Genomic DNA, 13,331 nt, shown 5'->3' with positions numbered 1-13,331 from the left:
ATTACACCCATTGTTGTATCGGATACGCACATGTATCTTCTCGGTGTCCCACGGGCCCGATGCCCTGCACGGTTCCGACGGGTGTGCGTAGTCCGCAGGAGGGGGCGCAGTGCTGAGCGCGATAGGCCTCAATGCCGTACAGGAGACGGCATATCAGGAGCTGGTCGCGCACGGGGCTGCCGACGCGGACACCCTGGCGTCCCGCTTCGCGCTTCCCGTGCGGGACGTGCTCCTGGCCCTGCAGGGACTCGAACAGCAGGGGCTCGTCTCACGGTGCGGCAGCCGGCCCGGCGACTGGGTGTGCGCGCCCCCGGCAGTGGCACTCGGCCCGTTGCTCTCGCAGCACCGCCATGAACTGGAGTGCGCGGAGCTGGCTGCGGCGAAGCTCGCCGCAGAGTACCGCCCCGAGGCGGACACGCCCGTGGTGCACGACCTGTTGGAGGTCGTGACCGGTGCGAGCGCCGTGTCCCAGCGTTTCTCCCAACTCCAGCTGGGAGCGGAGCGCGAGGTCTGCTTCCTGATTCTTCCCGAGCCGCTCGCTGTCGCCGCCGAGGAGAACTCGGCCGAGACACTGGCCATGTCGCGCGGAGTGAACTACCGAGTCGTGATCGGACGCGAGATGTTGTCCGGTCAGCATCTTCAGCCGGCCGAGTTGGCCGATTCCCTGGGGCGGGGTATGGAGGTCCGGGTGGCGGACGAGGTCCCGACGAAACTCGTCATCGCCGACGGCTCGCTGGGCATGCTTCCCCTGGATGCCCGGCCTGCGGAACCGGCCGCACTGGTGGTGCGCTCCAGCGGCCTGCTGGTATCGCTGGCCGCGCTGTTCGAGTCGGTGTGGCGTCATGCGCTGCCGCTGAGCCTCAGCGGCGGCGACAAGGCCGTGATGGCACAGCAGCCGGGCCCCGACTCCGTCGACCTGCAGATCCTGTCGCTGCTGCTGGCCGGACTCACCGATGTGAGTGTGGCCAAGGAACTCGATCTCGGGGCGCGGACCGTCCAGCGGCGGATCAAGCGGCTGATGGACGTGAGCGGGGCAACGAGCCGGCTCCATCTGGGCTGGTATGCGAGCGAGTACGGCTGGCTCACGCGCCGTGGCAGCTGACCGGCCGCGGCGAACACCGGGCCTCCGCCGGGCGGCGGGCCACTTCGATGGGGCCGCGTGCGGTGGTACGTAGGCTTCCGGGTACACCGCGATGCCGAGGCCTCGCGCCCGCGGCACCCCACACCCACCCGCTAGGAGCACCATGGACACCACCCCCACGGACACCCTCTCCCGCAACGCCCGTCCGCCGCTGGCGCAGGCGGCGCTCGGCGTGGGCGTCATTGTGCAGGACACCCAGGGGCGCGTGCTGCTCGGCAGGCATCACGGCGGAACCTGGGAACTTCCCGGCGGCAAGGTCGACCCGACCAATGAGTCCATCGCCGCGGCGGCCGTGCGCGAGCTCCGCGAGGAGACGGGCCTGGAGGTCGACGTGGACAGCATGACGGTTTTCGCCATGCTCCACGACGTGGTCGCGGGGATCAACCGTGTCTCGATGGCTGCCGTTGTGACCCTGGAATCGGGAAGCCCGCAGGTGACCGAGCCCCATCTGATCAGCACCTGGCAGTGGACCGGGCTCGACGCTCTGCCGGGTCCGCTGTTCGGCCCCTCGGCGCAGGTACTCGCGGCCTGGCGCCCGGATCTCTCGATCGAGCACCCTCCCGCGCACCGGCTGACCGTCTCGGCCACCGGAGACGGCTCGTAGCCCCGGCCCCTCAGCCCCGTGCCCGGGGTTCGCAGGCGGAGGAGCCGGCTTCAGTCGAGCCGGTGGCCGCCGCGCCGGGCGACGGCGAGGATGGCCATGTCGTCCTGGTGACCGTCGCCGCTCCAGCGTGCGACATCCGCGGTCAGCGCGTGGACCAGGTCACCGGGATCCATGAAGCGGGCGCCGGTGAGCACGGCGGAGGCACACGGGTCGTAGAAGGTACCCGTCCGGTTGCGTGCCTCGGTGACGCCGTCGGTGATCAGGAGCAGCAGCGCGCCGGGCGGCAGCGGGAAGACATCGGTGAGCGCCTCGCCATCGGGTGCCGGGACCGCCCCCAGCCCCATGCCCAGGGGCAGCTGCGGACGGGTCGCGTCGAGCCGTACGATCGCGCCGTCGTGGATCAGGTACGGGCCCGGATGGCCACGGTTGACCAGGCGGAGCAGCTCGCCGTCGCCGGAGACCTCGGCCAGCACGGCCGTGGTGAAGTCCTCGCCCGATGTCTCGTTTCCGCAGCGGCCCGACTCCCTGCTCAGCGCGTCGTCCAGGCGCTGCGCCAGCTCGGCCAACGTGGGGGCGTTCTCGGCCTCTTGACGGAACGCACCGATCGCCACCGAAACGGATGCGACCGCCTGGAGTCCCTTGCCCTTCACATCCCCGATGATCATGCGCACGCCGTACGGAGTCTCCTGCACCGCAAAGAGGTCGCCGCCGATTCTGGCCTCGGCCTGTGCGGGGGTGTATCCGGCGGCGACGGCGAGCGGCCCGGCCCGCGACGGCGGATCCGGCAGAACCGCCAGTTGCACCGCCTCGGCGATGACCCGCGCCCTCGCGAGATCCCGCCCCTGACGCCGCAACAGCAGGTTGACCGCGAGGGCCAGGATTCCGATGAGGCCGATCACGGCGAGATCGACGAAACTCTCCGAAGCGGAACGTCCCTGGGCGTAATCCAGCCCCAACGAGACCGCGCAGGCGAGGCTCGCGACGAGGACGCCGGCCCGGAACGACAGCATCGCTCCGGCGATCAGCGGCGCCGCGGCCAGGAGCGGTAGTCCCATGTACGGCTGGGGCGCGAGGATGTTCAGCAGTACGCCCGAGACCAGGGCCGGGACGACGAGCAGCCAGCCCGCCCACGCCGCCGTGCGCCGACTCTCCTTCACCTGTGCTCCCTGTCGCTCCCCCGCCAGGCCCCAAACTTGAACGTACCACCCAAAATATCCATCCATATATGAATCGTCGCCGGGCCTCCTGATGCCGGCCTCCGCCCCCGCCCGGGCCTAACCGGCCGGCGGCGCCGGGTGAGGGGCACCGAGGTACGGGAATTCGGGGAGCAGGTCGGCGTGGGGGCCGATGTGGTCGCTGCTGACCTTGCCGTTGGTGAGCATGGCCAGGCGGGCAGAGGTGACGTCGTCGGTGAGAGTGCGGCCGTTGGGGTAGGCGGCGGGCTCGGTGCGGTCATAGCGCAGGACGTCCGGCAGAACGGTGTGCAGAGCCTGCTCGGCGGCCTGCGGGTCATAGCCGCCGAAGTGCTGGAGGGCCGCGGTCCACGGTTCGCGGTAGGTGTCCCAGTCCGTCGCGGGTTCGCCGCGGTTGTAGGCATCCTTGGCGTCCTCGGCGTTGAAGTACGCGGTCAGAGAGGGGTGGGCGCCGCGGTCGACGGACGTGAGCTGTCCGTCCTGCCGCAGGCTCACCCGCGCCCACACCCCGATCACCGGCCCCGCGGCGAGTTCGGCGTCCGGCATCTCCAGCACGATGCCGAGGACGTTCTTGTCGGCACCCCAGTCCGTGCCGGTCCACTGGAACTCCTTGACGATGCCGTCCAGGTCGGCGAAGAACGGGTCGCTGCGCAGACCGGCAAAGAACATATAGGGGCCGGCTTCGATCACGACCGGCTCCGGGCCGGAGCCGACCGGCGCGTCCATGATGATCGGCTCGCCCGCGGCCTCGTGGGCGCTCGCCTGCGCTCCGGTCGCCCGGTGGACGGTGGCGGTCTGTTCCCCGTCCTGCGGCGGGGAGAACACGATGCTGAACGCCACGTCGGCCTGGTGGTCGCCGTCGGTGTCGATATTGATCCGGTACACCGCGTCCGGGTGAAAAGCGGCACCGGCGGCGGTCGCGACCGGATGGGCGTTCATGATCAGTACGGTGCGGTCCCCGGGGACGCCGAACGCGAAGAGGTCCGTCAGGTCGAGCCGGGCATCGTCCATGGGGGACCGCAGATCGGGCCCAATGAGGTGATGAGACCTGACCCCAGCGTCCGCCCGGCGCATATGCATCACCCTGCAACGGGCCCGGAGGCCACCCCGGGGTCATCCGCCTGGCCGCAGGGCGCCTCGCTCGGCCACCGTGCACGCTGCAGCGGCCCCACCTTCGGCTACGCGTCAGGCGAACGCTCTCACCTCTTCGCTGCTTTCACCCCACAGTTGTGACCATGCTGAACCGTGTAGCCGTACTGTCCGACATCCACGGAGTCCTGCCGGCCTTGGAGGCCGTGCTCGCCGAGCCGGACGTGAGCACCGCCGAGCGCATCGTGCTCACCGGCGACATCACCGCCGGCCCGCAACCGACTCAGGTTCTCGACCTGCTGACCGGTCTCGGCGACCGAGCCGTATGGATCAGCGGCAACGCCGACCGCGAACTTCTCGAGTACCGCCGCGGGCAACGCGACTCGATTCCCGATCCGATCGCCCCGTGGGCCGCCGAGCAGCTGCGCGAGGATCACCTCGACCTGCTCGGCTCGCTGCCACGATCACTCTCCCTGGCCGTGCGCGGCCTGGGAGAAGTGCTGTTCTGCCATGCCACCCCACGTGACGACGAGGAGGTCGTCCTCGTCGACTCCCGCCTCGACCGCTGGAAGGAAGTCTTCAGCGGACTCGACGCCGACGTCCGTACCGTCGTCTGCGGCCACACCCATATGCCGTTCGTGCGCCTCGCCCACGGCCGGCTCGTGATCAATCCCGGCAGCGTCGGCATGCCTTACGGAAGGGCCGGAGCCCACTGGGCCATCCTCGGCCCGGGCGTCGAACTGCGAACCACGGACTTCGACATCGAGGCCGCCGCAACTCGGATCGGCCGGGACTCCGCCTACCCCGAAATCACCGAGTGGGCCGACTACTTCCTGCACGCCCGCGCAACGGACGAAGACGCCCTTGAAGCGTTCGCCCCACGGGACGGCCGCCGCCACGCGCCGTGACACCCGCACCTTCTCCGGGTGACAGCGGCACAGGCTTGAGCGCCGCCCGGACTAGTGACCTTCGTCGTCGAGGGGACGGTAGCTGAGCAGGTCGCCGGGCTGACAGTTCAGTACCTCACAGATGCGAGTGAGGGTCGTGAAGCGGATCGCCTTGGCGCGGCCGTTCTTCAGGATGGACAGGTTGACGTTGGTCACGCCTACGCGGGATGCCAACTCGGCGAGTGTCATGCCTCGTTCGGCAAGGAGGTCGTCCAGGTGCACCTGGATGGCATGGCTCTCCTGCGCTTCCGGTGCCATCAGACGACCGCGTCGAGGTCTTCGCGCATGGCCACGCCGGCACGCATGATGCGCGCGAAAGTAAGCAGTCCGAGTGCGGTGAGGATCGCGAGGTAGGGGGATGTCCACGTGTTCAGCCAGGCGCCGGCGGAGAAGGGGGCCTCCTCGGCGAGCGTGGCAAGCAGAGCGGCCTTGGCGATGGCCTCGACGGTTTCGACCGCGAGGCTGCCGAGCAGCAGCCACCAGCCGAGAAGCCTCAGATCGGCTGCGGTGCGTGGGGTGTACACACCCTCCCGGGCCGCGGCCCGCAGCAGGCTGTTGAGCATGAGCAACCCGCCGAGCAGCAGTATGAAGGCGGGGAGCTCACCGAGCAGCTTCAGCAGGCCTTGGTAGGTGCCGGGGTGAGCGGTGCAGTACTGCGGGATCGCGTTGACGTGTGCGCCTGCCGCGGCGTTGTAGACCATGTCGGTGTCGCTCGAGCTTCCGGAGATCCAGTCGGCAGTGACGCATGTGGTTCCGCCCATGGCCCAGCCGAAGTGGATATGCGGGTTGAACCAGCTCAGGACGAACCACACTGCGAGCAGGCCGATCAGCAGTCGCACAACGCCCGACACCACTGTGGAGAGCGGTTCGAGCAGCTTGGAGTCCTGGGTCATGGCAGCCCACCTCGTTATCGAATATCGATGTTATCGAAAAACGATACATACGCACGGGCCTCAAGTACACCCCTGTACTGGCGCGTTGCTCCGGCACACGAAGCGGAGACATTCCCAGATACGCCGGAACAGCCTGAACCGCTGTGCGCCGCCGTGACGTTCTGGGTCTGTATCGTCACTTGTTCGAAAGCCCGGAGGCACGGTCCGCCTTACGGGCTGCTGACAGGCCGGCGCGTCGGCCTGATGCGCCGGTGCACATGAGGAGCTGCGATGAGCCCTGAATCCCTACTCCGACAGGCGACCGCCGAGGGCATGAGGGACATCCCTGCCGGGGAGATCGTCCTGCGGGACGAGGGCACGCGGACGAACTGGAACGTCGAGGTCGCCGCCTTCCGGCTGGCGCCGTATCCCGTGACCCGCGAGCTGTACCGCGCCGTTCGGGGCGAGGCGCCCGCGAGTTCGGCGGGGCCGCGGACACCGGTGACCGAGGTCTCCTGGCAGGAGGCCGTTCGGTTCTGCAACCTGCTCTCGCAGGCGACGGGACTCGAACCCTGCTACTCGACCGGCGACGACCCCGACGGGCAGGACGTGGTCTGCGACTGGGAGGCCGACGGGTACCGGCTCCCGACGGAGGCGGAGTGGGAGTACGCGTGCAGGGCCGGGACCTCCGGTGCACGCTACGGAGAGCTGGACGAGATCGCCTGGTACCGCGGGAATTCCGGCGGCGAGGTGCACGATGTCGCGACCAGGGCACCGAACGCGTGGGGCCTCCACGACATGATCGGCAACGTGTGGGAGTGGTGCTGGGATGTCTACGATCCCCGGATCTACGGCCCGTACCGCGTGTTCCGTGGCGGAGGTGGATTCGATCGCCCCCGAGGATGCCGGGCGTCGTGCCGCCGCAAGAGTCACCCGACCTTCCGTATCGACGACCTCGGGTTCCGGCTCGCCCGGTCACTCTGAGCGCGGACGCGCAACGCGTCCGGTCGATGCCATTTGTTCCGGGGCGCCCCATCAGCCGGCACGTAGTTCAGGAACGGCCGCCGGCGGTCGCGTCATCGAATGTGAAAGTGACCGGCAGGTGTTCGGGGCCGCGCAATCCGCCCGGCCGCCACCGCAGTTCGTCCGGGGGAACGGCCAGGGCGAGACCGGGAAGGCGGCGCAGGGCGGTGCCGATGGCGATCTGTCCCTCGAGCCGGGCCAGCGGCGCACCCAGGCAGTAGTGGATGCCGTGTCCGAACGCGAGGTGGCCGTTGTCCTGCCGGGCGATGTCCAGACGATCGGGTTCGGGGAAGTGCTCCGGGTCGCGGTCGGCGATGGCGGAGGCGACCAGCACGGTCGCGCCGCGAGGGATGTTCACCCCGGCGATGGTGATGTCCTCGCGCGCGAACCTGGCGATGCCTGGGTTGACGGGCCCGTCATAGCGCAGGAATTCCTCGATCGCGCCCGGCAGCAGCACCGGGTCGTCCCGCAGCATCCGAAGCTGGTCGGGGTGGGCGAGCAGTGCGGCGATGCCGCTGCCGATCAGATTGACCGTGGTGATGTATCCGGCCACCAGCAGCAGGAAGGCCATGGCGATCAGCTCGTCCTCGTCCAGCCGCTGTTCCTCGTCCCTGGCAACGATCAGCGCACTGAGCAGGTCGTCCCCGGGCCGGGCCCGTTTGGCCTCCAGTAGCTTGGTCAGGTACGAGCGCATGTGCCGCCATGCCCCGTCCACCCGGGCCGGGTCCGGCGGCTCGATCCCCCGGAGGATCATGTCGTCGGTCCACTGCTGGAAGTCGTGCCGGTCGGTCACCGGAACCCCGAGCAGTTCGCTGATCACAGTGACCGGAAGCGGCAGCGCGTAGGTCTCGATGAGGTCGGCGCGACCGGCCGGCACGATCTCGTCGAGCAGTCGGTCGGCGATCCCCTGGACGCGGGGCCGCAGCTCCGCCACCCTGTGGGCGGTGAATGCCTTGGAGACCAGGCGGCGCAGGCGGGTGTGGTCGGGCGGATCGGAGCGGAGCATGTTGCGCAGCACGGACTCACGGTCGGTGGCGGGCAGCCGCTCGATGAGCCGGGGGTCCGACGCATCGCGGACGTCACTGCTCAGCTGCGGGTGGGACAGGGCCGCGAGGCCGTCTTCATACCGCGTGACCAGCCAGGCTTCCAGGCCTCCCGCGATGACGGCGCGTCGCACCGGGCCGTCATCGCGAAGCTGTCGGTAGAGCGGAAAGGGATCCGCCACGAAGGCCGGGTCGGCGTAGGGCAGGAGGACCGGCTGCTGGCTCATCATGCCTCCCGTAGGCATCGCACCTGTTCACACACACTTGAAACGTTTTGAGCGATATGCCCCAGCGTAGTGGGCCCGGGGCGCCACCCAGGGGAAGGGCGGCGCGAGCCGAGGCCGGCGGGTCGGGGACGCTCAGCTCTACGTGCCCGCGCGGGGGCGGGACGCAGCCCCGCCGTCCGTCGCGTCCGGTGGCAGGATCGCGGCGAGACCGGCCACCATGCGCGCGAAGGCCCCGGCCGCCCGTTCGTCGAGTTCCTCCAGCGGAATCCCGGTGTCCCGGGCGTAGGCCTCGCGGAAGATGACATAGCCCATCTGCGCCGCGGCCGTCATCACATGGGCGGCCACCGCGTCCGCTTCGTCCGGCAGGAATCCCTCCTCCTGGTCCCGCTCCAGGCTGCGGCGGGTCTGCGCGAACCGGGGCAGGGGGCTGAAGTCCTCGTCCCCGTCCAGCGCCAACAAGGCTTCCAGCTTGACCAGTTCAGGCTCTTCCAGGCGGTGCCGGAACATGGCCGCCCTGCGCTCGGCGAACGGCAGCTGCCAGTGACCGTCCCGGTCGGCGGTCTGACGCTCCACCAAGTCCGCGACGGACGCCCGGAGCAGAGCCTGGCGGGTGCCGAAGTACTGGTAGATCTGCCCGTGGTTGACCCCGGCCTCGGCGGCGATCTCCCGCAGGTTGACCCCCGCGAGCACCCCGTCGCGCTGGAGCAGCCGGTGCGCGGCCGCCAGCAGGTCCGCCTCGGTCTCCTGCCGGGTCCGCCGGCGTCGCCGCACCTTGCCCGTCTCACTCATGCCCGGCTCCCCGTCCGTCCGTGGGTCGTTTTTCTCGTCGCATGCCCTTGTCGCACTGCGGTGACCAGCTTATGGTCCCACTAACAACGTTTCGTTAATAACGAAACGTGAATTTCATGCGAAGGGGCATCCATGGCGACACTTCCTCTGGCGGGCATACGCGTGCTCGACCTCTCCACCGTCCTCGCCGCGCCGGTCACGGCCACCTTCCTCGGTGACTTCGGCGCGGAGGTGGTCAAGGTCGAGGAGCCGGGGCGCGGTGACTTCACCCGTGGTACGGCGGCCGGTGGCCGCTCCCCGTACTGGGCGCAGGAGGCGCGCAACAAGAAGTCCGTGACCCTGAACCTGCGCACCGAGCGCGGCCGTGGCCTGGTCCGCGACCTCGTCCCGCACTTCGACGTCGTGATCACCAACTACCGCCCGCCCACCCTGCGTGCCTGGGGGCTCGACCCGGAGTCCCTGCGCCCGCTCGCTCCCGACACCGTGCTGGTGTACGTCACCGGATACGGCCTGACCGGCCCGTACTCCGACCGCGGCTCCTTCGACCGGATCGCGAGTGCCTTCGCGGGTCTGACGTACGTCACCGGAGACGGCGACCGGCCACCGGTGCGCAGCGGCTACTCCACCATCGACTACATGGCCGCCTATCTCGGCGCCTTCTCCGTCGTCACCGCGCTCTACCACCGCGACACGGCGGGCGGTGGCGGCCAGGTCATCGACCTCGCGCTGTACGAGGCCGGGTTCCGCGCCTCCGAGGACGCGCTCGCCTCGTATGCGACCACCGGCCGGATCCGCGAGCGCCTCGGCAACCGCAATCCCCAGATCGTCCCGGCCAGCGACTTCACGGCCTCCGACGGACGCCGCGTCTCGCTCCACGCCGGCACGGACCCGCTCTTCCGCAGGCTCGCCGCCCTCATGGGGATCCCTGAACTGGCCGACGCCCCCGCGTACGCCACCCGCGCCGCCCGCGCCGAGCATGCCGACGAGCTGTACGAGAAAATCGCCGCCTGGGTCGCGACGTACACCGCGGACGATCTCACCGAGCTGCTCAGCGACGCCGGGATCCCCGCCGCCCCGCTGATGAACATCGCCGACATCGCGGCCGACCCGCACTACCGGGAGCGGGGCACGCTCGTCACCGTCGACGACCCCGATTTCGGCGAACTCCCCATGGTCGCGCCGCTACCGCGCCTGTCCGGGACCCCGGGCAGCATCCGCTCCACCGGTCCCGCGCTCGGCGCGCACAACGCCGAGGTCTACCAGGACCTGCTCGGTCTGAGCGTCGACGATCTCGCCGTGCTCGGCGCCGACGGAGTCATCTGACATGGCGGCCACCGCCGCGGCCGGCGTGCTCGGGAACCGGCTCGACCGGCTCCCGCTCAGCCGGTTCCACCGCAGACTCGTCCTCGCGCTGGCCGGGATGATCCTCTTCGAATGGGTCGAGACCTACGCCTTCGCGTTCGTCGCGCCCGCCCTGCGCGCCCAGTGGGACCTGTCCCTGTCGGACGTCGCCGTCATCGCGGGCATCGGCCAGCTCGGCGCCTTCGCCGGAGGCGTCCTCGGCGGCTACCTGGCCGACCGGCTCGGCCGCCGCCGTACCATGCTCGCCTTCGTCACCTTCTACTGCGCGGCCACCGCCCTATGCGTCGTCGTCCAGAGCCCGTGGCAGCTGATCGTGGCACGCTGCGCCGCCCACGTGGGCGCGCAGGGTATGGCGGTCGTCGCCATCGTCGTCCTCACCGAGTTCGTCCCGGCGGCCGCCCGCGGACGGCTGCAGACCTACAAGGTCGCAGTGGGCTCGCTCGGCATCCCGATCGCCGCGTGGGCGGGCTACTTCCTCGTACCGCAGTGGAGCTGGGGCTGGCGGCTGGTCTTCGGCCTCGGCCTGTTCGGGGTGGTATTTGCCTGGCTGATCCGGCGTTGGGTGCCGGAGAGCCCCCGCTGGCTCGTCGCGCGCGGAGAACTGGAGCGGGCCGAAGAGGTGGTGCGGTCGATCGAGCGGCAATGCGGAGTACGGCCGGGCGAAGAGCCGGTCACGGTCTCCGCCCCGGCCGTGCCGTCCGCGCCGCCCCGGCCGGTGGGGCCCGAAGCATCCGGCCGTCCCCGCCTCTCCGAGCTGCTGCGCCCCCCGAACCGCCGCAGGTTTCTCGCGGTGTCGGTCATGTGGGTGACCGGGCTGCTCGCCTACTCGGCCTTCAACACCTGGACGCCGACGTTCCTTTCGGAGAGCGGACTCGAACTTTCCGACACCCTCCTCCTCTCCGCCGTCCTCGCCACCGCCGCGCCGCTCGGCGCGCTGGTCGCCCTGCCACTCATCGACCGCTGGGACCGGCGCCTGGCCCAGCTCGTCCTCGGCACGCTGACCGCCGTCACGCTGCTGCTGTTCGGTCTCGTCCGGGACACGACGGCCGTCCTCGTGCTGGGCTGCGTGGTCAGTCTGCTCTTCCAGATGGCCGTGCCCTTCCTCCAGGTGTACTCGGCCGAGATCTTCCCCACCCGAATCCGCGCGCTCGGCTCGGGCACCGCCAACGCCCTGTCCCGGATCTTCAACTTCGCCGCCCCGATGCTGGTGGCCACGATCTTCGCCGGGCTCGGATACGCCGCTGTCTTCACGTTCCTCGCCTCCCTGAGCGTCGTGGGCGGCACCGTCGCCGTCGCCTTCGGCCCACGCAGCACCGGTGTGAGCCTGGAGGCCACCGGAACTCCCGAACACCCCATCACCGCAAAGGAGTCCGCTCACTCATGACCGACCTCGCCTTCACTCCCGCGACCGAACTCGTCACGCTCGTGCGAAGGCGCGAGCTGTCACCCGAGGAGCTCATGCGGCACACCCTCGACCGGATCAGGACGCTGGACCCCGCCCTCAACTCCGTCGTCGCCCTGGACACCGGGCGGGCGCTCGCCGAGGCCGCCGCCATGTCCGCGCGGATCGCCCGCGGCGAGGACCCCGGGCCGCTCGCCGGGCTTCCCGTCCTCGTCAAGGACGGCGAGAACGCGGAGGGGTTCCCCACCACCCGGGGCACCCGCGCCTTCCGGAACATCCCGCCCGCGACCCGCGACGGCATCCACGTGGCCCGGCTGCGCGCCGCCGGGGCGCTCGTGATCGGCAAGACGAACATGCCGCCCCTCGGAGCCGGCGTCCACACCGCGAACGATGCGTTCGGCATCACCCGCAACCCCTGGAATCCCGAGAAATCGCCGGGCGGTTCCAGCGGTGGCGCGGCCGCCGCCGTCGCCGCCGGTCTGGTCGCCCTCGGCACCGCGGGGGACGGCGGCGGATCCACCCGTATCCCCGCCGCGCTGTGCGGAGTCGTCGGCCTCAAGCCGAGCCGGGGCCGCATCCCGTCCGCCGCGCCGTGCTGGCCGCAGCACATCTGCCTCAGCGGCATGGCCCGCACCGTCCGGGACACCGCGCTCCATCTCGATGTGGCCGCCGGTCACGACCCGGCCGATCCCAACTCGCTGCCTGCACCGGGCCTTTCCTACCTGGAGAGCCTCGACCGCCCGTTGCCCCGGCTGCATGTGGGCGTGCTGCGCACGCTGGGCGTGGCCGAGCCCCGGCCCGAGATGCTGCGGGCCCTCGAGAGGACGGCGGACGTGTTGCAGGAGCAGGGCCACGAGGTGGTGGACGACGACTCGGCCCTGCCCGGAGCCGAGGACTTCCCCGCCCCGTTCCTGCTGCGCCAGCAAGTCCTGGCGTACCACCGCCTCGTCGGCATCTTCGACGAGTTCACGGCCCGTCGCGCCGACTTCGAACCGTGGTTCGCCGACGTACTCGACAACGGGGCCGCCGTCACCCCTGCCGACTTCGCCCGCTACTCGCAGCACCGGGCACGTCTGGACCAGTGGGCGGCCGGGCTGTTCGAGCGGTACGACCTGTTGCTGCTGCCGACGGTGCCGACCACGGCTTGGCCCGCGGAGGGTCCCGATGTGATGGCGGCCGTGCGCGAGCGGACCGTGCCGATCTCCTTCACCTCCGTCTTCAATGACACCGGCCATCCGGCGATCAGTGTCCCGGCGGGGCTGGGCCCGGACGGACTGCCCTGTGCGGTGCAGCTTGTCGCTCCGCATCACCGCGAAGACCTCGTGCTCGGCTCCGCGCTGACCGTCGAGGCCGCCCACGGACCCGTGCGTCCGCCGGCCTTCGCGTCCAGCTCCTGACGAAACGGTCCACCGGTGGAAGCAGGACACGGGAGAGTGGTGTGCAAGGTGGTCAGTTCTCCGATCAGGCCCGCGATCGCGGAACCGATGGCGGGTGCGTCGGTGGGCAGGAAGCGGAAAGTGGCGTTCATTCGGCCGCTGAGGGAGTCCGGCGTCATTCGCCGGCGCAGGCTGACGCCGAGCACGTCGTCCATACCCGTCTTGAGCATGGCCAGTAGCCGGCCGGTCCGTTCATCCAGAGG

Annotated in this window: 13 protein-coding genes; 7 read left to right on the top strand and 6 right to left on the bottom strand. The window is 70.2% G+C overall.

Going from position 1 to position 13,331, the window contains the following annotated elements; translation table 11 throughout:
- The first annotated feature begins 109 nt into the window (after positions 1 to 109).
- Both ACFVYE_RS21525 and ACFVYE_RS21520 read left to right on the top strand, forming a co-directional pair.
- Entirely contained in the window at positions 110 to 1,102 is a 993-nt protein-coding gene (locus ACFVYE_RS21525) for a helix-turn-helix domain-containing protein (RefSeq protein WP_389606906.1), read from the top strand.
- 142 nt (positions 1,103 to 1,244) lie between these two features.
- Positions 1,245 to 1,745 (top strand): NUDIX hydrolase, encoded by a 501-nt coding sequence (locus tag ACFVYE_RS21520; protein ID WP_383964459.1) that lies wholly within the window; start codon positions 1,245 to 1,247, stop codon positions 1,743 to 1,745.
- 50 nt (positions 1,746 to 1,795) lie between these two features.
- On the opposite strand, the gene ACFVYE_RS21515 is transcribed toward ACFVYE_RS21520, so the two are convergent.
- Both ACFVYE_RS21515 and ACFVYE_RS21510 read right to left on the bottom strand, forming a co-directional pair.
- Positions 1,796 to 2,902, bottom strand: a complete 1,107-nt coding sequence (locus tag ACFVYE_RS21515) for a PP2C family protein-serine/threonine phosphatase (RefSeq protein WP_383964456.1) — start codon at positions 2,900 to 2,902, stop codon at positions 1,796 to 1,798.
- A gap of 117 nt (positions 2,903 to 3,019) precedes the next feature.
- Positions 3,020 to 3,949 carry a DUF4331 family protein gene (locus ACFVYE_RS21510; protein WP_383964453.1) on the bottom strand — a complete coding sequence of 310 codons (930 nt, stop codon included), beginning with the start codon at positions 3,947 to 3,949 and terminating at the stop codon, positions 3,020 to 3,022.
- Between the two features lie 224 nt (positions 3,950 to 4,173).
- Here ACFVYE_RS21510 and ACFVYE_RS21505 point away from each other — a divergent pair, with 224 nt between their 5' ends.
- The gene (locus ACFVYE_RS21505; RefSeq protein WP_383964452.1) at positions 4,174 to 4,935 is read left to right on the top strand and encodes a metallophosphoesterase family protein; all 762 of its coding nucleotides are present in this window, start codon (positions 4,174 to 4,176) and stop codon (positions 4,933 to 4,935) included.
- 51 nt (positions 4,936 to 4,986) lie between these two features.
- Here the strand turns inward: ACFVYE_RS21505 and ACFVYE_RS21500 are convergent, their stop codons facing one another.
- Positions 4,987 to 5,232: a helix-turn-helix domain-containing protein gene (locus ACFVYE_RS21500; protein WP_383964449.1), complete on the bottom strand. Its 246-nt coding sequence runs from the start codon at positions 5,230 to 5,232 to the stop codon at positions 4,987 to 4,989.
- On the bottom strand, positions 5,232 to 5,867 hold the full coding sequence (locus ACFVYE_RS21495) for a DUF2975 domain-containing protein (protein ID WP_389606902.1): 636 nt from the start codon (positions 5,865 to 5,867) through the stop codon (positions 5,232 to 5,234). Before ACFVYE_RS21495 ends, ACFVYE_RS21500 begins: the two co-directional genes overlap by 1 nt.
- 270 nt (positions 5,868 to 6,137) lie before the next feature.
- Between ACFVYE_RS21495 and ACFVYE_RS21490 the strand changes: the two genes are divergently transcribed.
- Positions 6,138 to 6,830 (top strand): formylglycine-generating enzyme family protein, encoded by a 693-nt coding sequence (locus ACFVYE_RS21490; protein ID WP_383964443.1) that lies wholly within the window; start codon positions 6,138 to 6,140, stop codon positions 6,828 to 6,830.
- 67 nt (positions 6,831 to 6,897) lie between these two features.
- Here ACFVYE_RS21490 and ACFVYE_RS21485 read toward each other — a convergent pair whose 3' ends face one another.
- Positions 6,898 to 8,139, bottom strand: a complete 1,242-nt coding sequence (locus tag ACFVYE_RS21485; protein ID WP_383964471.1) for a cytochrome P450 — start codon at positions 8,137 to 8,139, stop codon at positions 6,898 to 6,900.
- A gap of 138 nt (positions 8,140 to 8,277) precedes the next feature.
- The gene (locus ACFVYE_RS21480) at positions 8,278 to 8,928 is read right to left on the bottom strand and encodes a TetR/AcrR family transcriptional regulator (RefSeq protein WP_383964440.1); all 651 of its coding nucleotides are present in this window, start codon (positions 8,926 to 8,928) and stop codon (positions 8,278 to 8,280) included.
- A gap of 132 nt (positions 8,929 to 9,060) precedes the next feature.
- On the opposite strand from ACFVYE_RS21480, the gene ACFVYE_RS21475 reads away from it, so the two are divergent.
- From ACFVYE_RS21475 to ACFVYE_RS21465, 3 genes are read left to right on the top strand one after another with little or no spacing between them, the layout of a single operon-like run.
- Positions 9,061 to 10,251 (top strand): CaiB/BaiF CoA transferase family protein, encoded by a 1,191-nt coding sequence (locus ACFVYE_RS21475; protein WP_383964437.1) that lies wholly within the window; start codon positions 9,061 to 9,063, stop codon positions 10,249 to 10,251.
- Position 10,252: 1 nt separating this feature from the next.
- Positions 10,253 to 11,674, top strand: a complete 1,422-nt coding sequence (locus tag ACFVYE_RS21470; protein WP_383964434.1) for an MFS transporter — start codon at positions 10,253 to 10,255, stop codon at positions 11,672 to 11,674.
- The gene (locus ACFVYE_RS21465; protein ID WP_389606899.1) at positions 11,671 to 13,089 is read left to right on the top strand and encodes an amidase; all 1,419 of its coding nucleotides are present in this window, start codon (positions 11,671 to 11,673) and stop codon (positions 13,087 to 13,089) included. The genes ACFVYE_RS21470 and ACFVYE_RS21465 overlap by 4 nt, the downstream gene beginning before the upstream one ends.
- Positions 13,090 to 13,331 lie beyond the last annotated feature (242 nt).

The sequence above is a fragment of the Streptomyces sp. NPDC058239 genome (assembly GCF_042882185.1).
In the GTDB taxonomy this organism is placed as follows: Bacteria; Actinomycetota; Actinomycetes; order Streptomycetales; family Streptomycetaceae; genus Streptomyces.
This window is presented reverse-complemented; position numbering and strand designations above follow the sequence as displayed.